Source organism: Pectobacterium sp. 1950-15, from assembly GCF_037136835.1.
Classification (GTDB): domain Bacteria; phylum Pseudomonadota; class Gammaproteobacteria; order Enterobacterales; family Enterobacteriaceae; genus Pectobacterium.
In genome coordinates, this window is sequence record NZ_JBBBQR010000004.1 from 301,616 (window position 1) to 319,843 (window position 18,228).

Sequence of the window (18,228 nt, forward strand, 5' to 3'; positions counted from 1 at the left end):
TCAGGTGTAGCGTTTGATCATTTTTTTACTAAATGATTTCAGAGGGTTTTATGTCACACCCTAATCAGGCATCAGCCACTGCTGCCGCCTCCGGTACGCGCTCAGCCGGGGAAACCACGTCGGATCAACACGCAGTAGACAACGTATCGCCACGTGCCGCGATCGTCGCTCTGTTCATCCGGCTGCATTTTTATATCGGTATTTTTGTCGGTCCTTTTATTTTTATCGCAGCCCTGACAGGAACGCTGTATGTCCTGACACCCCAGATTGAAAATCGGCTGTATTCACACCAGTTGTTTACCGAAAGCCAGGGCACGCCACATTCGCTGGCTGAACAAATCCGTGCCGCACAGGCGGGGCTCGTTCACCACCAGGATGCAAAATTACTGGCGATACGCCCTGCTCCTGCCGCCGGAGAAACCACTCGCGTGATGTTTGCCTTACCGGAACTAGGGCCATCGGAAAGTCGCGCCGTTTTCATCGATCCCGTCTCGCTGGAAAATCGCGGCAGTGAGATTGTTTACGGCACCAGCGGCATCCTGCCATTCCGTACCTGGCTTGATTACCTGCACCGCGGTTTACTGTTAGGCGATATCGGACGTAATTACAGTGAACTGGCGGCGTCATGGCTGTGGGTTGCGGCGCTAGGCGGCATAGTCATCTGGTGGTCCACTCGCCATCAGTCGTCAGCGGCTAAACGGCGGAAATTGAAAAATAGCCGGTCAACGGTAGCGAAGACGCAGCGCCTGCGTCACTGGCATGCCACGATGGGGTTAAGCCTTGTGCTTGGCTTGCTCTTTTTCTCCGCGACGGGATTAACCTGGTCACAGTGGGCGGGAAGCAACATTTCTGTCGCCCGTACCGCGCTAGGATGGCAAACCCCATCAGTAAAAACTCAGTTGCCTGCCCCCATGTCTCATCACGACACGATGCACGGTCACGATATGACGATGGCTACGGATGAGCACGCAGAACACCATGCGTCAATGCCGATGGGGAATGTCGCAGCCTCTTCACCTGCGTTATTTGACGAGGTGCTGGCTGCCGCCCGTCGTGCCGGAATTGATGCCAATAAAATCGAAATTCGCCCCGCCACTCAACCGCACCGCGCCTGGACTGTCACGGAGATCGACCGCGCCTGGCCAACGCAGGTTGATGCCGTGTCGGTAAATCCTGATACGCTGGAGATTGTAGACAAAACCGATTTCAGCACCTTCCCGCTGGCCGCCAAGCTCACTCGTTGGGGCGTGGATGCACACATGGGCGTGCTATTCGGGTTGCCAAACCAACTCATCCTCGCGGCGTTTGGGCTTGGACTCTGTGCAATGATCGTGTGGGGTTATCGGATGTGGTGGATACGCCGTCCAAAATCTCGTCATGGCGAGAATCCGGTCAACACGCTGACGGCGGCATGGTTAGTGGTTCCTGTCTTTCAGCGTGTGCTCATTGCGCTTATCACACTGCTACTGGCGGTGAGTTTACCGGTCATGGGGAGCAGTCTGCTCATCTTCCTGCTGATTGACACGGTTCGGTGGTATATGGCTCACCCCAAGCAGGCTATTGTCAAAAGCTGATTGCTACACTGACCTCATCATCCAACACGACAATAAAAAATCCGCCATTGTGCGACACAATTTATGCAACACAATTGTGCAACACCATGGCGGCCAATCAGTAATACCGTTTAACGGCAGACGTTAGAACGTCGTCCAGTCTGCTAACTCACCTTTGACAGTGGTTTTTTCTGCACGGTTATTTTTTGGTGCAGCCAGCGCCGGCGTTTCCGTTTTTCTATTTAACGCCGCACTTTTGTACGATGAACCAAGGTTGAATACGCTGACCGTACGCGCGAGGCTATTTGCCTGATCCTGTAAAGAGAGCGCAGCGGCAGCGGATTCTTCAACCAACGCGGCGTTTTGCTGGGTTGTCGTATCAATTTGTCCAACAGCCAGGTTGATCTGGTTGATGCCATCGCTTTGCTCACGGCTGGCCTGCGCAATTTCGCTGATGATTCCCGTAACACCTTGCACATTCGTCACCAGCGAGTTCATCGTCACGCCAGTTTCTTCTACCAGCCCCATGCCGTCTTGCACTTTCTTGAACGAGTCATCGATCAACTCTTTGATTTCTTTTGCCGCCGTAGCGCTTCGCTGAGCCAGCGCACGAACCTCACTGGCGACAACGGCAAATCCTCTGCCCTGTTCACCGGCGCGCGCCGCTTCAACAGCCGCATTCAGCGCCAAAATGTTAGTCTGGAATGCAATACCGTCAATCACGCCGATAATTTCCGCCATCCGCTGTGACGAATCACGGATGCCGCGCATTTCCTGCGTGACCGTTTCCATCATGGCACCGCTTTTCTTCACTGTTTCAGACGCGCTGGCCGCAAGATCTGTCGCCTGCGTCGTATTATCGGCAGTATTTCTGATCGTCGACGTCAGTTGTTCCATCGATGACGCCGTTTCTTCCAGCGAGCTTGCCTGCTCTTCCGTTCTGGCAGATAGATCCTGATTCCCTGCTGCAATTTGCGATGCAGCGCTGGAGATCGTTTCTGCGCCATCGCGCACTTGGCTAACAATCTGCCGTAGACTGCTGTTCATATTATTCAAGGCAGATAACAGTTGGCCTGTTTCATCTTTACGATCGGTATAAATCTCAGAGGTCAGATCGCCTTTCGCGACATTTTCGGCAACACCCAGCGCTTCCTGTAGCGGTTGGGTTACGCTACGGGTAATCAGTGAGGCAATAATCAACCCAGCCAGCGCACTGATGATAATGATCGTGGCGAGGACCATCAGCGCATTTTTATAGCTTTCTCCCACTGCTTGCGCTGAGGATGACATCTTATCATCCTGTATATCGATGAATTCGTTGACCTTGCTGGTGTATTTTGCCTGAGTAACACGCGTAACGTTGAAGTATTCTTCGGCAGCAGCTTCCGTGTTCCCTGCCGAGATCAGTGAAGAGAGTTTGTTCGCTGAAGCAAGAAAATCGCGTCGAATGTCGCCAATATCACGCAGTACCGCAACAGATTTATCGTCATTGACGGACTGGTTCAGATACTCCATGAGTTCAGATATTCTCCCTGAACGCTCTTTGTTCAGCGCCAACTGTTTATTGATTTCACTTTCTGATTTAAGCAATAGCAACAGTTGCTGATTATTGAGATAGCCATTCAGCTCATCAATTAACTTATTACTTTTGACGGTCAGTGGATAATTTTTCGAAACAATCTCATCCATCTTTTCGTGAAAGTCACTTAATTTTGAAATAGCAACGCTGCCGATTACCAAAAGCATCAATACCAGAAAAGAAAACCCTGCCCCTAATCGATATCCTATACGCCAGTTGGATAAACTCATTAACATCTCCTTAATTAATTTTCTCTATCTGTATAAAAATATGTAATTAAAAAATTAATATTTATTCAATAAATACAGATAGCTCCAATACTCTTTTTCATAACAAAAAATACACATCTCTGGACAGATCATTTATATGCCCTGGTGAGAAACATAAACAATATGTAGGTAGACATGCTTATCAAACCATATTCATGGTGGCACGGTCGAATTGGTCTAACCAGATACGGCGTGCGATACCAGACCTCTACACATGCTGGCAGCCGAAAAAACGTCATCCTTTACACCTCATCTTTCACCGCATTTCCCCGTACCATGACCTGGCTCGCTACATTCCCCTATCGCGTTAAACCCAGGAGAATTACCGTCACTAAAATTATGGTTTAATAGCAGCGGCAAGAAACAAATACACAGCAGAACAAATTTTCCTGACACCGAAGGCGGTATCGGCCTTTTGTAGATAATCTTTATATTTTCTAACTTATGGTATTAATATCTATTTAATCGATCATTTTTTTACAATCTATCTATTTATAAGATATGTAATTTTTAGGCGAAATGAATATGGTATTCAGGATGTAACAATAAACCAGAAAATAAATAATAACAATTTGTTATATATTTAAATAAATATTGTCTGTGTTTATATTATGTCGAAAATAGGAAGTAGAAATAGAGGGAATGAGGTGAATAGCGTGCTCTAACGCGCTTTTAGTCACTTCCCGCGCTCGATACAAGCTGTGTGCCTTTGGACAAGAAAGACTCACCCAGACGCAGTTTCATCAACGCGCCTGGGTGATTTAATTTTGCTATTTGTTTTTTGAATCAATCAAAGATTCAGAGCCACATTCCATTACTTTTTCTTGGAAGTCGCCTTGGATTTACCTTTCAACAATTCCCGAACTTTCTTTAGCTCTTTCTGCGTTAACGGCGCTTCTGCACCGACTTCTTCGGTGCCCTGACTGTCAACCAGCTCAGAAGCCTGATAGCTTTCATCAAAACTCCTCAGTAACCGAGCGCTGACTTCTGCACTGATAGAGACTTCGTTTTCCAGGGCAGCCGCTTTGATTTTTTCTTTCAGCTCTGGGGAAATTTTCAGGGACAGGCTAGATATCTCACTCATTTTATTACCTTTCTCATGGGGTAAAATAGTAAGCTATGACAGCCAGCCAGCAATGTCCATACTGAAATAAAAATTTAATATTTCTGTCACAAAAATAGTGTAATTAATTTCTTAGCAAAGAGATTATTATTCCGATATTTTTATTTCCCTGCTGAATATTACATATTCCCGTTTCTCATTCTCCAGCCATCAATCATTTTCCGGGTCACTTCGTCTTTGTAACAGATCGGCGAATCTCCCCCCGCCCGGTTCCATGCGCTACGTTTGCCACACTTGCTGCCATTACGCGCTGAATTATAAGGACAAGGACAATGACCAAAATAAGAAGAAATTGATTCCTGAATGATCCGTTCTTTGATCTGCTCATCAGAAATCCTGGGGGTTTTCGCCATACTAAGCGTAGAAAAAGAAAGCAGAGCCACAGCACACACCATCACAACAGACAGCGTCGTTTTCATACCGAAGGTCTCATTTTAGCCAGAGGATAATAACTGTAGTACAAAATACGCACCGCAGAACGCGGCCTTCGAGCTACCCATTATGGGTTAAAAAATTGATCATAAAATATTAACAACATAAAATGCAGGCGCTCCGAGGATAAAAGGAAACAAACGTGCCACATCACTCCCTATGGGAACTCATCAAACTTACCTACACGATCGGTTTTGTCATAGCCTTGGTCGTAACGTTCTTGTTAAGTAAAGATAAATCCCTATTCATCCGATTCTTTGCCTCGTTAATTATCGGCCTAACCTGGCCGCTTAGCTTTCCTGTTGTCCTGCTGTTCTCCCTTTTTTGAAGCGCCGCTTCTCTTCCAGATAACCTGTCTGCTGAATCAGCACAGGAGCGCCTATTCGCGCCTTTTAGAGAGATTGTCCCACAATGAGTAACATTCTGATCAGCGCCTGTCTGTCTGGCTTTCCCGTCCGCTATAACGGCACCGAAAAGAAATCGGTTGGCGACTATCTTGCCCAGTGGCGCCAACAGGCAAGACTGATTACATTTTGCCCGGAGCTGGCGGCGGGTTTCCCAACCCCCAGGCCTTCAGCGGAAATTATTCCGGCCTCTGGCAGCACTTCAGTCATCACAGCAGGTGCCAAGGTTGTCGAAGCAACTGGCGGCGATGTGACCGAACGTTATATTCTGGGTGCCTGGCTAGCACTACATATGGCACAACAGCATAACTGCCGCTTCGCGCTCCTCACGGAAGGGAGTCCATCTTGCGGCAGCCGCATTATATACAGTGGGCACTTTGATGGTTCACAAACGGCGGGAAGCGGCGTTACCGCAGAGCTGCTGCGTCACCACGGTATCGAAGTTTTTTCCGATCGTGAGATAGAGCAGTTAATCAAACGTGTTGAATACTGCGATCGCCGCGCTGATGCGTAGCACCGCAACTGCCTCATCGCCAAATCCCAATGCGGCAGTTGCGTTATACCAAAAAACTAACGAACAACTAATACGGACATTTTCGCATGGCGAACGATAGCTGCGGCATTTGAGCCAAGCAGATAGGTTTTCACATCTGGCCGCCGCGAACCGATTACGATCAAATCCGCATTCATCTCCTCCGCCAGCGCTAACACTTCGTCTCTGGCCGAACCAAAACTGACGCTGCATGACAAACGCGATGCTGGCAGATCGATCGCTTTCATCAGTGATTTGAGCTTGTCATTCGCTTTCACTACCGCCTCATTCTCAAACTCTTTTATGCCAAAAGAGTATGCAGATAAGAACGCCGATGCATCCGGGAGGGAATGAAAGAGGTGTATAGCGGCACCTGACATTTTGGCCAACCTGACTGCATGTGTAATCGCGTGCTTAGTGAGTTCATCTTGTTCTATATCTACTGGCACCAGGATGCTCGTGTACATAATCACCTCTCCCCTGCGTGGATAACTGATTACCTGTCAGTATGTAAGAAGCGTAGTCTGCCCAGCGTCAGCAGAATATGATCCCGTTCACTTTTACACATGTTGCCCGTTATTTTTAACCAGTCAGATGCCGTTAGCTCACCACCTGCGCGTCTTTAAAGCGACCGCGAATAGATACGTGACGATTCACCCCAAGGGTGATAACCCATTCCAGTAAAGTGGAAATCATGCTGTTCATAAAAACCGAGCAGTTCGGTGCATAAATGCAGAGTAGAAAAACCAGCACGGCGAGTTTCCTGAGCAAGGTGTTCAATCAATTGCCCCGCATACCCATTACCGCGATGATTCTCTTCAACATAAAGGGCACACAGCCAGGGATAAAGATCCATACGGCTGATGAAATCATTGGTAATTAATCCAACACCACCAATAATATTCCCGTCCTTTTCCAGCAAATACCAATCAGGCAATGGATTTTCGGCACCAATGCAGTGGTTGATACAGTCTTCGTAAAGCATCAGCGTCTCGTCGGACGCCCAGTGGCGTTGGAAATAATGAATCGCCCTTTCCTTGTATTCAGGACGCTGTCTGACAGAAATAATCGTCAACATAGGACTAGCGACTCATCTTCCATGAAGCAACGATGTGCTCCGTTGTTTCTACCGTAATCGTGTTGCCTGGAATAATAAAATTCCGCCACACGTCGTTGTAATGTGTGATTAATTGTTCTGCCTTCAGCTTGCCGCGATTGGCTGTCGTGTGTGCATCGGCGGCGATCGTCAACGCATAGCCTCGACTGGCCGCATTTTTAATCGTTGCATCAACGCAATAATCCGTCGCACATCCGCAAATCGTCAGGTGGTCAACCCCCAGTTCCGCCAGCACATCGGCTAACGGCGTACGGTAGAATGCATCGCACGCCGTTTTGGTGATGGACAAACATCCTTCTGGCTGGTTCAACTCAGGTAATAACTGCCATCCCTCGCTGCCAGACAACATGCCCTCTTCTTCATGCTGAATGAAAATCGTCCGATCTGCTGCGCCTGAAAGCTGGTTTATCAATGCGACCGTCTGCGCCTGCCGCGCTCTTGGCGTTGCAAACACCGCATTCTGCATATCAATCACGACCAAAACCTGCATCTTTTTTCCTTATTTTGGCACTTAACATCGGCACTCATTATCCTCATGGAGGCAACGGCCTGTCGTCACTCCAGCCAGGCTGGCTAGATCATGTCCACTATACCATGAGGATAAAATTTGATTTCCCCTGAGCGCAGTAGATCAATATCAAACCAGCGGGTAACAATCGGCATACCATTTGTCTCTATACCATGGATAATATCCTGCTGATAAAGCGACTCATCCTGAAAGCGAGCCTCATAAACAAAGACAATCTCATGCCCAGGTTTGCCATTGTAGGAAAAAATATTCTCTGAAACACCCAGCAGCAAAAAGTCCTTGGTGGCTGCACTAATCTCCTCCTGAACTTCCCTTTCCGCTGCCGCCTGCGACAATTCGCCAAAGTCGACGCCACCACCGAGCGGCAATACATAATGCTCATCTTTTATAGGGTCATACCCTTCTGCTAACAGAATCTTGCCATTGTTTCGGAAAAGACAAACTGCTTTTGCTCTGATCTTTTGCATGCCAACACTCCAGGTAAACTACGGCACTCTTTTGATAAAAAGACGTTTTTGATAACAAGACATTTTCTGATAAACGCACATTTTTTGACAAAATGACATTGATTGATAAAAGACATGTAACACGGAAAAATGTCATCTTTTGGTACAGATAAAAATCTTATAGGACGTAATCAAAATGCATTAATAGTCTTTATGTTCAGTGAATGTTTTTCCCTGCCTCCTTTCATCTCGTCATGTTTAACTTATTGAAGTTATGCGTCTCACATAATTATTTCAGACATAATATTGGTGAGGAACGATAAATTCATATTTATTCGCCTGACCATTGATCGGCGTCATCCTTTCGCGTTCATAAGCATCGCCGGGTCACGCCGTGTTTATTTAGCTTATCGGCTGGTTTTATGCGTATGATCGACTAAAGTTAACTAACCATTTATTCATGTCTTGCGGACAGCACATTCGTGCTGTCTGTTAAGGCGTGCATTAATCTCGTCAGAAAACGCACAAGGCAAGGGAGGAAAAGCAATGCATTCAGAGGTTCCCCAAAATAAACTCCCGATATCTGACGCTCTCAGCCTTGACTCTCGGATCAGCGACATGGAAATGCTCGGTAACATTGTCGAAGAGATCATTCAATCCGGCCATTCCGTCAGTAACAAAGCCATCATCGCGAAATTAGTTCACAAGATTGAAACAGAAGCCAATGCCGCTTTTCAGGAGAAATATCGCGCATTGCTGGAGTTGGTGGTTTATAAAACTCAGGACGACTTCCTGATTTAATCCACGTTCAGGCACTACTCTATCGTTTTCGGTAACGTTTATGCTTTCTCGGCCAGAATTCTATTTAATGCATACCGCTGCTATGGATATGTTCGCGATAAATAGCATAGATATTTATGTCGTTATTATTTCTGACCAGCAGCTATTGATTTATTGATGACGAAGAGCGCGATACCTATTTATTTTACCAATCGTTAATATTCATTTCTGAATGAATTATCTAAGGGAAAAATTCGCACCGCAGCGTCGCTACACGCTCACACTGATTCAATATGAATGTCGTTACGGACAATAGCCGCATCAGCGATGCAAGGTAAAAACACTTGTTGGTTTAGATAGCAAAAACGAAAACGGGCTAGCCTAAGCTAACCCGTTGAATTTTGTGGCGGAGGAGTAGAGATTCGAACTCTAGAACACTTTCGCGTCGCCGGTTTTCAAGACCGGTGCCTTCAACCACTCGGCCACTCCTCCGCAATGACGCGAACTATAAACAGTGAATGAGATCTTGTAAAGCACCACAGTGCTCAATTGCCTGAAAAACAATCTAACGCAGCGCGTTTGAACGTAAAACCGTCACGCAGCAGATAAAATGGCGCAAATTATCTCCAGCACCTTACAAATGGCAGAACAAAACACGAGCACAGGCCCGGAGGATGGAAAATTTACAGCGTAAAGAAGGGTAAACCACCTTTAATAACGTCATGTAACTATTTACTCTTTGACATTGGATAATAGCACCCTGAAGAGAGAGTCGCTGATATGGATCGTATTGTTGTTTCTTCTACCCGAGAAAGCTCGCTACTCAGCACGCACAAAGTGCTGCGCAACACCTATTTCCTGCTGTCGCTGACGCTGGGCTTTTCCGCCGTTACCGCAACGGCAAGTACCGTACTTAACCTGCCTGCCCCAGGCTTGATTCTGATGCTGGTTGGGTTTTATGGCCTGATGTTCCTGACGCACAAGCTGGCAAACAGCCCTGCGGGTATTCTGGCTGCGTTCGCCCTGACCGGATTTATGGGTTATACACTGGGCCCGATTTTAAGCTCGCTGATTTCCTCCGGCGCAGGCGACATTGTCATGCTGGCTCTGGGCGGCACGGCACTGGTGTTCTTCTGCTGTTCAGCCTATGTCTTAACGACACGTAAGGATATGTCCTTCCTGTCAGGCATGATGATGGCAGGATTCGTGGTTCTGATTGTTGCCGTCATCGCCAATCTGTTCTTGCAGATTCCGGCATTACATCTGGCGATCAGTGCCCTGTTTATTCTGTTCTCTGCGGGTGCCATCCTGTGGGAAACCAGTAACATCATCCACGGTGGCGAAACCAACTACATCCGAGCAACAGTTAGCCTGTATGTCGCGATATACAATATCTTCGTTAGCCTGTTGAGCATTCTGGGCATTATGCGTAACGACTAAGTTTCGCTTATCGCCACACCGAGAAAGCCCCTGTTGGGGCTTTTTTTATTCCGGCGCAGACAGAAAAATTTGTTAAACTGCGGGCAGATCTATTGCATGCGGAGAGAAGATGTTGGAGTTTGAAGGGCGCACCATCGCAACAGACGCGCAAGGTTATCTAATGGATAGCACCGAGTGGAGTGAAGCGTTGGCTCACGTGTTAGCAGAACAGGAAGGTATCGCGCTGACTGAACCGCATTGGGAAGTCGTCCGGTTTGTGCGGAATTTTTATCAGGAATTTAATACGTCACCCGCTATACGCATGCTGGTTAAAGCGATGGCGCAAAAGTACGGTGAAGAGAAAGGAAATAGCCGCTACCTGTATAAACTGTTTCCAAAAGGACCAGCAAAGCAGGCAACTAAAATTGCTGGCTTGCCCAAACCGGTAAAATGCATCTAGCATCACCCGGTTTCAATAGCGGATCGTAAAGCCTTCATAGTCCGTCTTACCATGTGGCTCAATAAGCACCTTATCCACTCTGGCGCTTCGTGGGCCACCTTGCTTCAGCCACTCAATCAACGCCTCTACCGCATGAGGTTCGCCGTTTGCCACCACTTCCACGCTGCCATCATCACAATTGCGCGCATACCCATTGAGCCCTAGTCGCACGGCCTGATGCTGCGTGCTGTAGCGAAACCCGACTCCCTGAACCATGCCATAGACATAGGCGACAGTCGCTATTTTTGCCATATTCTTCCCCCTTTCCCCCCAAGAAGCTAAACAACATTTCATGAGCAGGGCTGTATCTTCTAAAAATCTACACCATACTGTTAATAATGTGTTCAGTCGGTGATTCATCAACGAACACATCGCTTGAAAAACGCTGTACGCTAAAAGGCGTTATCAGATGCGGTTGCCTTCCTCCACGTCATCCGCAGTGAGTAGAAAGTGTAATCTATTTCCAGGGGGTTATATGATCATCTGTAAATTTGGCATCGGACAACAGATTCGTCATAAGCTGCTGGGGTTTCCAGGGGTCGTTATCGACATCGATCCCGAATATTCATTAGAAACGCCCACCTGGGAAGAAATTAGCGGCAATGACACGCCGCGTTCAGAACCGTGGTATCACGTTGTGATGGAAGATGACGAAGGCCAACCGATACATACTTATCTGGCAGAAGCGCAGTTGATGAAGGAAGAGCTTTCTGAACACGATCATCCTTCACTCAACGAACTGGCCGAGGTCATTCAGCGCCGCGCGCCACAGCTACGCCATTAGCTTTTCTCGACGGCAGACATTGGCGATGTTGTGATATTCAACATCGCCCAGCACCTGTGACTGATTTCCCCAGGCTCTTATTTACCCAGACCCAGCCGTGGGATTTCAATTTTCGGGCAACGATCCATTACGACTTTCAGTCCGGCATCATGAGCCAAAATTGCCGCTTGCTCATTAATAACGCCAATCTGTAGCCATAGAACGCTAGCGCCAATGGCGATGGCCTCTTTGGCGATCTCATAAGCCGCTTCCGGCTGGCGAAAGACATCAACCATATCAACCGGTTTAGGAATATCCGCCACGTTGGCATACGCTTTTTGGCCCAAAAGCGTATGCCCGGCCAATTTGGGGCTCACGGGAATAACGTCGTATCCCTGCTCAAGCAAATACGCCATCACACCATAACTCGGGCGGGACGGATTATCGCTAGCTCCCACGAGTGCAATGGTTTTGACCGTTTTCAGTACAGATTCAATATCACTGTCATTCATGCTATTCAGCCTCTCTTGCGTGATTTATTACAGTGTATCGCACATTCTACGAATCGCAGAAAATGGCTTAAAAGCCCGACGTCTGTATCGTGTAGAACGAAAAATGCCATAACAGCCTGTTTCAAATTGAAACCTTTGACACATTCAGACAATTCCTCAACAATATCCAGATTACGTACCATTTGGGAAAACTATGAAATTCGGCTTCATCACTGTCTGCCTTTTTATTGCAGGTTTCAGTCCCTCAGCAATTGCGGCAACAACGTTGAAATTAGATCAGAAAATCGATCTCCTGATGGTTGACGGGCAAAGAATGTCAGGCTCGTTGCTAAAAGGTGCCGATAGTCTCGAACTTGGCAGTGGACAACACCAGATTCTGTTCAAAGTTGTCGATACCATTGATGCCCAAACCGGTGCGCCAGTCACCTATTTTCCTTCCACGTTTATTGCGACGTTTAACACGGAAAAAGTGGCATCGGTATCGTTTAAACTACCGCCGTTACACACCCTTGAAGATCGCAAGAATTTCACTGCCCAGCCTCAATATCAATTGCTTGATGAAAAAAATCAGGCAATCCCCGTGCGTACCGATGCGCTTGTCATCGCTGACAATGAGCCACTCGATATAGAACGAAAAATGTCGGAGTACAATGCGGCGGCGAAAGGGGCTTCTGTTGCGGGCTTTGCGACCGCGCTGAATGAATCCGTAACCTGGTGATTTTACGCGCAGTTGCATCAGATTTTTGATACCCGTTCGCCTTTTCCTGCTTTTATCGCTTTGCACCGAAACAGCGCTTCCGTAATCTGTCTGTACCCTAGCGTCAGCTTTACTACACCAGATTGAAGGACGTAACCATGGAGTTCACCACCCGTACCATCGCCGCGCAAAAACATATTGCGCTGGTAGCACACGACCACTGTAAACAATCCCTGTTGGATTGGGTTGGTACGAATAAAGAACAACTCAAAGAGCACACGCTTTACGCCACCGGAACCACCGGGAACCTGATTCAGTTAAATACGGGTCTGCCCGTAAAAAGCATGCTGAGCGGGCCAATGGGAGGGGATCAACAGGTTGGTGCCCTCATTTCCGAAGGAAAAATCGATTTGATGATCTTCTTTTGGGATCCACTTAACGCTGTACCACACGATCCTGATGTAAAGGCACTGCTGAGGCTGGCGACCGTTTGGAACATTCCCGTAGCCACCAACCGTGCAACAGCGGATTTCCTGGTAAACTCTGCGCTATTTAAAGAATCCGTACAGATAACCATCCCTGATTATCAGCGCTATCTGCAAGACCGCCTGAAATAGTAGCTGCGCATCACCATGGACCAGCGGCGTGCCACACCGTCGACGCTGGTCTCTGCTGCACCGCTTATCTACTTTTGCTTTTCGTTATCCCGGCTTACGCTGCGTCGGTACGCCTAAGCGATGAAGATGTTCAATAAACACCGATGGATTCGCCACATCCTGTAGCAACCAGACGCGATGTTTCGCTCTCGTCAACGCCACATACAGTAGGCGACGTTCTTCCGCATCGGGGAAATCTTCCGGTTCAGGTAACAGTACCGCCTCAATCACAGATTCTCTTGCCGGCGCTGGGAAGCCGTCTTTCCCTTCATGCATACCCACAATGATGACGTACTCCGCCTGCTGCCCTTTACTGGCATGTACGGTCATGAAATCAATGTGCAAATTCGGCCATTTGGTCGCTGCCTTATCCAAAATAGCAGGACGTAAATGATGGTAGCGGGCAAGCACGAGAATGCGCTCATCCGCTTTCACAAAACCGCTCAATTTATCCAAAAGTGGCTCAAGCTGCTCCTGAGGTAGGATCGTCACCGCTTTTTTATCCCCCTTACTCAGGCTATTAAGCGGTTTCTTCAACTGATAAGGATTTTGCTGTATGAACGTGTTGGCAATTTCACCAATACGCTCATTAAAACGATAGGTAGTATCCAGCGCGCACTGCTCACCTACGCCGAAATGCTCTTCAAAGCCCGTCGTCAACGTCAGTTCAGCACCGCTAAAGCGGTAAATTGCCTGCCAGTCATCCCCTACAGCAAAAAGACAGGTACGGCTATTCTGTCGACGCAGTGCTGCCAGCAGGTTCGCACGCTGTGGCGAAATATCCTGGAATTCGTCCACCAGAATGTGTTTCCAGGGGCTAACAAAACGCCCTTTATCCAGCAGGTTTACGGCCTGATGGATGAGGCCGGAGAAATCGACCGCGTTTTCATCCTTAAGTGCCTTTTTCCAGGCTTTCAACAGTGGCGCCATCAGGCGAACACGCTGCTGAAATTCGGTCCGAATGGATTCTGGTGCCTGCTCAACCATGTCGCTCTGGCTACCGCCGTGCATACGCATCAACCCTAACCAGCGCTCCAGTCGCCCGGCCAGTCGACCCGCCAGCTTCGAGTCATGCCAGAAGTCGCCTTCTGGCACATCCCACTCCAGCTCTTCTATTAACCAGCGCCGCCACCCGTTAGCCTGCGTTTTTTTCTCGGCACACTGCTGCTGCCAGTGAGAAATCAGCAGTGCCCGACGCTGTTTCGCATCGCTTTCCAACTGGCTTATCATCGGTGCCTTGCGGCTAGCCTGCTGAATGATGTGCAATGCCAGCGCATGGAACGTCTTGGCCTGAATCTCATCTGTGTGGAGTCGTTCCTGAATGCGCTCGTTCATCTCTTCTGCCGCTTTACGACCAAACGCCAGTAGCAAAATTTGATCGGGTGTGGCCTCCTGCCGATGCATTAACCACGCCGCTCGGGCCACCAGCACTGAGGTTTTCCCGCTACCTGCGCCCGCCAGCACCAGTACGCCCTCTTCGCCATTGATTACAGCTTTACTCTGCGACACGTTTAATGGCGAACTCTCCACCGTTTCAAAGAAAGGCTGTTCTGCCGCCAACGTGCGATCCATCCAGGCCTGATTCACCGCAGTGCGCATCTCATCGCCCTGCTCAAGCCAGCGCAGGCAGTCCCGGTAGTTATCACGGCAGTTGTCAAAGGTTTCAAGTCTGGAAACAGGCAAAGGCAGCGCTTCCAGAGAGTCGCGGACGGCCTTCTGCAACGTTGACAGCGCCTGTCGGCTAAACCATTTATCCTGCTGCGTCAGTGTTTGAATGCTGTCCGTTTGGCGCTGTAAAACCTCCGCGCTAATCAGACTCATCTCCTCACTCCAATCAAGCCAGGATTTAAACAGATGGCGGTAAAAAGCCTGCGTTTCCTGCCACTCTGTTCCGTGCAAGCGCACCACTTTCCCGGCAGGTAGTTCAAATTCCAGCTCTCCCCAGACCAGCCCTCTTTTACAGTGAATACCCAGCAGCTGATTAAAGGGGATCAGGTATTGATGTTTATCGCCACTCACTTCGACACCGGCATTCAGTAACCGCACCCGGTTGTAAGGATGCTGGGCCAGATGTTTACCTAACGAGGTAGATTTCAGTTCCATGATGTTCGCGCCATGACTATGTGAGAGGTTATTCGTCCATTCTTTGTCGTTTATCTGTTCCTAGTTTACCCGTTATCGGACTTCACGCTCTAGCCTTAAAAACAGGTTAGGATATCCTGATGCTTAATGTGATAATTCTTTTACCATCAGCAAGTTTGGTTACTCTATCGGGTTACCTTACAAGTACAGGAGAGACTATGCGCACTGTGTTGAATATCCTTAACTTCGTATTAGGTGGTTTCTTCACCACACTAGCCTGGCTTCTGGCGACTGTTGTCAGCGTGCTGTTGATTTTTACCTTACCGCTCACACGCTCATGTTGGGAAATCACTAAGCTGTCGCTCTTGCCTTATGGCAATGAGGCTATCCATGTTGATGAGCTACGCCCGGATGAAAAGAGCACGATTCTCAACGCCGGCGGTTCTCTGCTGAATATCTTCTGGTTTATTTTCTTTGGCTGGTGGCTTTGCCTGTCGCACATCATTACCGGTATCGCGCAGTGTATTACGATCATTGGCATTCCTGTTGGCATCGCCAATTTTAAAATTGCTGCCATCGCGCTGTGGCCAGTAGGGCGTCGCGTGGTTTCCGTCGAACTTGCACAGGCTGCGCGGGAAAACAATGCCCGCCGCCACTTTCGCTAACGGCATCTAAGGATATTACGTTGCTCACCTTTGCCCCGGGAATTCGTCGCTATGTGTACAACAGCAGTTGGCTGTACACCATTCGTATCCTCATTGCGCTCAGCGGTGCGGCGGCAGTTCCCTGGTGGCTCGGCCAGCCAACATCGACTATTCCCGTTACGCTTGGCGTCGTCGCGGCCGCCCTCACTGACCTTGACGATCGCCTCACCGGACGTCTGCGTAATCTGTTCATTACGTTGGCCTGTTTTTTTGTCGCCTCCATCTCGATCGAACTGCTTTTTCCCTATCCCTGGCTATTCGGGTTTGGTCTGGCTATATCGACCTGCGGCTTTATTCTGCTCGGCGCATTAGGACAGCGCTATGCGACTATCGCCTTCGGCGCACTGCTGATTGCGATTTACACCATGCTGGGAATCTCTCTTTACGACAACTGGTATCAGCAGCCCATCATGCTGCTGATCGGGGCATCGTGGTACAACCTGCTTACGCTGTTCGACCATCTGATATTCCCTATCCGCCCGTTACAGGACAATCTCGCACAGTGTTATCAGCAGTTGGCTCGCTATCTGGATGCAAAAGCCAACCTATTCGACCCCGATATTGAAGAAGAAACCGACAAACCCTTGATTGATGTCGCGATGGCAAACAGCCAGCTGGTTGCGATACTCAACCAGACCAAGTCCTCGCTGTTAACGCGTCTGCGTGGCGATCGCGGACAACGCGGGACGCGTCAAACGCTGCACTACTATTTTGTCGCTCAGGATATTCACGAACGGGCCAGTTCGTCGCATGTTTACTATCCGCAACTGCGCGAAAAGCTGCGCTATAGCGACGTCTTGTTCCGCTTTCAACGCCTGCTGAGCATGCAGGCCAAAGCCTGTCAGCAGCTGTCGCAATCCATTCTGCTGCAGCAAAAATATCAGCATGACAGCCGCCTTGAGCGAGCTTTCGTGCATCTTGAATCCGCTATTGCGCGCATCGCGGCCAACAACATGGCAGACGCTGCGCAAATCAAAGCGCTCACTTATTTATTAAATAACCTGCGCGCGATTGATGCCCAGTTGGCAACGATCGAATCCGAACAGGCCATTGAGCAAGAAAATAACCCGGAAAACACGCTGGCAGATGACAAAATCACGGGATGGAGCGACATCCGCTTGCGCATTAGCCGCCACCTGACACCCCAGTCGGCGCTGTTCCGTCATGCTATTCGTATGTCCGTACTGCTGTGTAGCGGCTACGCGTTGATTCAGGTCACGGGGATGCAGCACGGTTACTGGATTCTGCTGACCAGCCTGTTTGTTTGTCAGCCCAACTATAACGCCACCCGACGACGGCTGACGTTGAGGATTATTGGCACATTGACCGGTATTTTACTCGGCTTGCCAGTCTTATATTTCGTCCCTTCACTAGAAGGACAGCTCACGTTAATCGTCATTAGCGGCGTACTGTTTTTCGCCTTTCGCAACGTACAGTACGCACACGCAACTATGTTTATTACGCTGCTTGTCCTGCTTTGTTTCAATCTGTTGGGCGAAGGTTTTGAAGTCGCGGTGCCACGTATTATCGATACCTTGCTGGGGTGTGCCATCGCATGGGCTGCGGTCAGTTTTATCTGGCCAGACTGGCGTTTTCGCGGCCTGCCAACCGTTATCAATAAGACATTGGACGCCAATTGCCGTTATCTTGATGCGATTATGGTGCAATATCATCAGGGGAAAGATAATAGCCTGCCTTATCGCATTGCCCGCCGAGATGCGCATAACTGCGATGCAGAACTGGCGTCCGTCGTATCGAATATGTCTTCAGAACCCCATGCGACCCGAAACAAATTAGACAGCGCATTTCGCTTCATGTGTCTGAATCATACGTTGTTAAGCTACATTTCAACGCTCGGCGCACACCGCGGGAAAATTACCTCATCGGAAACGCTACAGTTGCTGGATGATGCCGTTTGCCATGTTGATGACGCGCTACACTGTAGCGAAGAGGAAAGTTTGCGAATCAATCAGGGATTGAAAACTATTACTGCCAGCATTCAATCCCTTTCACCCGAGTCGGACAGTAAAGAATCCTTAATTATTCAGCAAATCGGCCTGCTGCTCGGTCTCCTGCCTGAACTCGTACAGCTAAAAAATGACATGATTACACAGTGAAAATAGCGCGTATTT

Annotated in this window: 21 protein-coding genes and 1 tRNA gene; 11 read left to right on the top strand and 11 right to left on the bottom strand. The window is 48.7% G+C overall.

The window, feature by feature from the left end:
- Positions 1 to 50 precede the first annotated feature (50 nt).
- A complete protein-coding gene (locus WCT94_RS07160) occupies positions 51 to 1,574 on the top strand; it encodes a PepSY-associated TM helix domain-containing protein (RefSeq protein ID WP_336868802.1) in 1,524 nt (507 codons plus the stop codon).
- A gap of 123 nt (positions 1,575 to 1,697) precedes the next feature.
- Here the strand turns inward: WCT94_RS07160 and WCT94_RS07165 are convergent, their stop codons facing one another.
- The 3 genes from WCT94_RS07165 to WCT94_RS07175 form a co-directional block, all read right to left on the bottom strand.
- Positions 1,698 to 3,362 (bottom strand): methyl-accepting chemotaxis protein, encoded by a 1,665-nt coding sequence (locus WCT94_RS07165; protein WP_336868804.1) that lies wholly within the window; start codon positions 3,360 to 3,362, stop codon positions 1,698 to 1,700.
- Between the two features lie 853 nt (positions 3,363 to 4,215).
- A complete protein-coding gene (locus WCT94_RS07170) occupies positions 4,216 to 4,485 on the bottom strand; it encodes a hypothetical protein (protein ID WP_336868805.1) in 270 nt (89 codons plus the stop codon).
- A 158-nt stretch (positions 4,486 to 4,643) separates the two neighbouring features.
- Positions 4,644 to 4,943, bottom strand: a complete 300-nt coding sequence (locus WCT94_RS07175; protein WP_336868807.1) for a hypothetical protein — start codon at positions 4,941 to 4,943, stop codon at positions 4,644 to 4,646.
- A 155-nt stretch (positions 4,944 to 5,098) separates the two neighbouring features.
- On the opposite strand from WCT94_RS07175, the gene WCT94_RS07180 reads away from it, so the two are divergent.
- A complete protein-coding gene (locus WCT94_RS07180) occupies positions 5,099 to 5,284 on the top strand; it encodes a GhoT/OrtT family toxin (protein ID WP_336868808.1) in 186 nt (61 codons plus the stop codon).
- 83 nt (positions 5,285 to 5,367) lie between these two features.
- Positions 5,368 to 5,874, top strand: a complete 507-nt coding sequence (locus WCT94_RS07185) for a DUF523 domain-containing protein (protein WP_336868810.1) — start codon at positions 5,368 to 5,370, stop codon at positions 5,872 to 5,874.
- Between the two features lie 56 nt (positions 5,875 to 5,930).
- Here WCT94_RS07185 and WCT94_RS07190 read toward each other — a convergent pair whose 3' ends face one another.
- The 4 genes from WCT94_RS07190 to WCT94_RS07205 all read right to left on the bottom strand — a co-directional run bounded on the left by WCT94_RS07190 (position 5,931) and on the right by WCT94_RS07205 (position 8,005).
- Complete coding sequence (locus tag WCT94_RS07190; RefSeq protein WP_319848156.1) at positions 5,931 to 6,359, bottom strand: universal stress protein; 429 nt, start codon at positions 6,357 to 6,359, stop codon at positions 5,931 to 5,933.
- Positions 6,360 to 6,514: 155 nt separating this feature from the next.
- Positions 6,515 to 6,970 (bottom strand): GNAT family N-acetyltransferase, encoded by a 456-nt coding sequence (locus tag WCT94_RS07195; protein ID WP_336868812.1) that lies wholly within the window; start codon positions 6,968 to 6,970, stop codon positions 6,515 to 6,517.
- A 4-nt stretch (positions 6,971 to 6,974) separates the two neighbouring features.
- Entirely contained in the window at positions 6,975 to 7,499 is a 525-nt protein-coding gene (locus tag WCT94_RS07200; RefSeq protein ID WP_336868813.1) for an isochorismatase family protein, read from the bottom strand.
- A gap of 83 nt (positions 7,500 to 7,582) precedes the next feature.
- Entirely contained in the window at positions 7,583 to 8,005 is a 423-nt protein-coding gene (locus WCT94_RS07205; RefSeq protein WP_336868814.1) for an NUDIX hydrolase, read from the bottom strand.
- Between the two features lie 597 nt (positions 8,006 to 8,602).
- Between WCT94_RS07205 and WCT94_RS07210 the strand changes: the two genes are divergently transcribed.
- Positions 8,603 to 8,785 (top strand): biofilm/acid-resistance regulator YmgB/AriR, encoded by a 183-nt coding sequence (locus tag WCT94_RS07210; RefSeq protein WP_255433945.1) that lies wholly within the window; start codon positions 8,603 to 8,605, stop codon positions 8,783 to 8,785.
- Positions 8,786 to 9,168: 383 nt separating this feature from the next.
- On the opposite strand, the gene WCT94_RS07215 is transcribed toward WCT94_RS07210, so the two are convergent.
- A tRNA-Ser gene (locus tag WCT94_RS07215) sits at positions 9,169 to 9,256 on the bottom strand.
- 288 nt (positions 9,257 to 9,544) lie between these two features.
- Here WCT94_RS07215 and yccA point away from each other — a divergent pair.
- Both yccA and tusE read left to right on the top strand, forming a co-directional pair.
- On the top strand, positions 9,545 to 10,204 hold the full coding sequence (yccA, locus tag WCT94_RS07220; protein WP_107167731.1) for an FtsH protease modulator YccA: 660 nt from the start codon (positions 9,545 to 9,547) through the stop codon (positions 10,202 to 10,204).
- A gap of 109 nt (positions 10,205 to 10,313) precedes the next feature.
- Positions 10,314 to 10,643, top strand: a complete 330-nt coding sequence (tusE, locus tag WCT94_RS07225) for a sulfurtransferase TusE (protein WP_336868818.1) — start codon at positions 10,314 to 10,316, stop codon at positions 10,641 to 10,643.
- Positions 10,644 to 10,655: 12 nt separating this feature from the next.
- Here the strand turns inward: tusE and yccX are convergent, their stop codons facing one another.
- Positions 10,656 to 10,934: an acylphosphatase gene (yccX, locus tag WCT94_RS07230; RefSeq protein ID WP_336868819.1), complete on the bottom strand. Its 279-nt coding sequence runs from the start codon at positions 10,932 to 10,934 to the stop codon at positions 10,656 to 10,658.
- Positions 10,935 to 11,157: 223 nt separating this feature from the next.
- Here yccX and hspQ point away from each other — a divergent pair, with 223 nt between their 5' ends.
- Positions 11,158 to 11,466, top strand: a complete 309-nt coding sequence (gene hspQ, locus WCT94_RS07235; RefSeq protein ID WP_336868820.1) for a heat shock protein HspQ — start codon at positions 11,158 to 11,160, stop codon at positions 11,464 to 11,466.
- Between the two features lie 77 nt (positions 11,467 to 11,543).
- Here the strand turns inward: hspQ and WCT94_RS07240 are convergent, their stop codons facing one another.
- Complete coding sequence (locus WCT94_RS07240) at positions 11,544 to 11,957, bottom strand: CoA-binding protein (RefSeq protein ID WP_336868822.1); 414 nt, start codon at positions 11,955 to 11,957, stop codon at positions 11,544 to 11,546.
- A gap of 193 nt (positions 11,958 to 12,150) precedes the next feature.
- Here WCT94_RS07240 and WCT94_RS07245 point away from each other — a divergent pair, with 193 nt between their 5' ends.
- Both WCT94_RS07245 and WCT94_RS07250 read left to right on the top strand, forming a co-directional pair.
- Positions 12,151 to 12,675, top strand: a complete 525-nt coding sequence (locus WCT94_RS07245; RefSeq protein ID WP_336868824.1) for a DUF2057 family protein — start codon at positions 12,151 to 12,153, stop codon at positions 12,673 to 12,675.
- 137 nt (positions 12,676 to 12,812) lie between these two features.
- Positions 12,813 to 13,271 carry a methylglyoxal synthase gene (locus WCT94_RS07250; RefSeq protein ID WP_225085047.1) on the top strand — a complete coding sequence of 153 codons (459 nt, stop codon included), beginning with the start codon at positions 12,813 to 12,815 and terminating at the stop codon, positions 13,269 to 13,271.
- An 84-nt stretch (positions 13,272 to 13,355) separates the two neighbouring features.
- On the opposite strand, the gene helD is transcribed toward WCT94_RS07250, so the two are convergent.
- A complete protein-coding gene (gene helD / locus WCT94_RS07255; protein ID WP_336868827.1) occupies positions 13,356 to 15,413 on the bottom strand; it encodes a DNA helicase IV in 2,058 nt (685 codons plus the stop codon).
- 197 nt (positions 15,414 to 15,610) lie between these two features.
- Here helD and WCT94_RS07260 point away from each other — a divergent pair, with 197 nt between their 5' ends.
- A complete protein-coding gene (locus tag WCT94_RS07260) occupies positions 15,611 to 16,057 on the top strand; it encodes a YccF domain-containing protein (RefSeq protein WP_225085049.1) in 447 nt (148 codons plus the stop codon).
- Between the two features lie 20 nt (positions 16,058 to 16,077).
- Positions 16,078 to 18,213 (top strand): YccS family putative transporter, encoded by a 2,136-nt coding sequence (gene yccS, locus WCT94_RS07265; RefSeq protein ID WP_336868829.1) that lies wholly within the window; start codon positions 16,078 to 16,080, stop codon positions 18,211 to 18,213.
- The last annotated feature ends 15 nt before the right edge of the window (positions 18,214 to 18,228 follow it).

What these genes read in the sequence shown, in the direction of transcription:
- WCT94_RS07160 (WP_336868802.1), top strand. Translation starts at nt 51, where the DNA reads ATGTCACACCCTAATCAGGCATCAGCCACTGCTGCCGCCTCCGGTACG.
- WCT94_RS07165 (WP_336868804.1), bottom strand. Translation starts at nt 3,362, where the DNA reads ATGAGTTTATCCAACTGGCGTATAGGATATCGATTAGGGGCAGGGTTT.
- WCT94_RS07170 (WP_336868805.1), bottom strand. Translation starts at nt 4,485, where the DNA reads ATGAGTGAGATATCTAGCCTGTCCCTGAAAATTTCCCCAGAGCTGAAA.
- WCT94_RS07175 (WP_336868807.1), bottom strand. Translation starts at nt 4,943, where the DNA reads ATGAAAACGACGCTGTCTGTTGTGATGGTGTGTGCTGTGGCTCTGCTT.
- WCT94_RS07185 (WP_336868810.1), top strand. Translation starts at nt 5,368, where the DNA reads ATGAGTAACATTCTGATCAGCGCCTGTCTGTCTGGCTTTCCCGTCCGC.
- WCT94_RS07190 (WP_319848156.1), bottom strand. Translation starts at nt 6,359, where the DNA reads ATGTACACGAGCATCCTGGTGCCAGTAGATATAGAACAAGATGAACTC.
- WCT94_RS07195 (WP_336868812.1), bottom strand. Translation starts at nt 6,970, where the DNA reads ATGTTGACGATTATTTCTGTCAGACAGCGTCCTGAATACAAGGAAAGG.
- WCT94_RS07200 (WP_336868813.1), bottom strand. Translation starts at nt 7,499, where the DNA reads ATGCAGGTTTTGGTCGTGATTGATATGCAGAATGCGGTGTTTGCAACG.
- WCT94_RS07205 (WP_336868814.1), bottom strand. Translation starts at nt 8,005, where the DNA reads ATGCAAAAGATCAGAGCAAAAGCAGTTTGTCTTTTCCGAAACAATGGC.
- WCT94_RS07210 (WP_255433945.1), top strand. Translation starts at nt 8,603, where the DNA reads ATGGAAATGCTCGGTAACATTGTCGAAGAGATCATTCAATCCGGCCAT.
- yccA (WP_107167731.1), top strand. Translation starts at nt 9,545, where the DNA reads ATGGATCGTATTGTTGTTTCTTCTACCCGAGAAAGCTCGCTACTCAGC.
- tusE (WP_336868818.1), top strand. Translation starts at nt 10,314, where the DNA reads ATGTTGGAGTTTGAAGGGCGCACCATCGCAACAGACGCGCAAGGTTAT.
- yccX (WP_336868819.1), bottom strand. Translation starts at nt 10,934, where the DNA reads ATGGCAAAAATAGCGACTGTCGCCTATGTCTATGGCATGGTTCAGGGA.
- hspQ (WP_336868820.1), top strand. Translation starts at nt 11,158, where the DNA reads ATGATCATCTGTAAATTTGGCATCGGACAACAGATTCGTCATAAGCTG.
- WCT94_RS07240 (WP_336868822.1), bottom strand. Translation starts at nt 11,957, where the DNA reads ATGAATGACAGTGATATTGAATCTGTACTGAAAACGGTCAAAACCATT.
- WCT94_RS07245 (WP_336868824.1), top strand. Translation starts at nt 12,151, where the DNA reads ATGAAATTCGGCTTCATCACTGTCTGCCTTTTTATTGCAGGTTTCAGT.
- WCT94_RS07250 (WP_225085047.1), top strand. Translation starts at nt 12,813, where the DNA reads ATGGAGTTCACCACCCGTACCATCGCCGCGCAAAAACATATTGCGCTG.
- helD (WP_336868827.1), bottom strand. Translation starts at nt 15,413, where the DNA reads ATGGAACTGAAATCTACCTCGTTAGGTAAACATCTGGCCCAGCATCCT.
- WCT94_RS07260 (WP_225085049.1), top strand. Translation starts at nt 15,611, where the DNA reads ATGCGCACTGTGTTGAATATCCTTAACTTCGTATTAGGTGGTTTCTTC.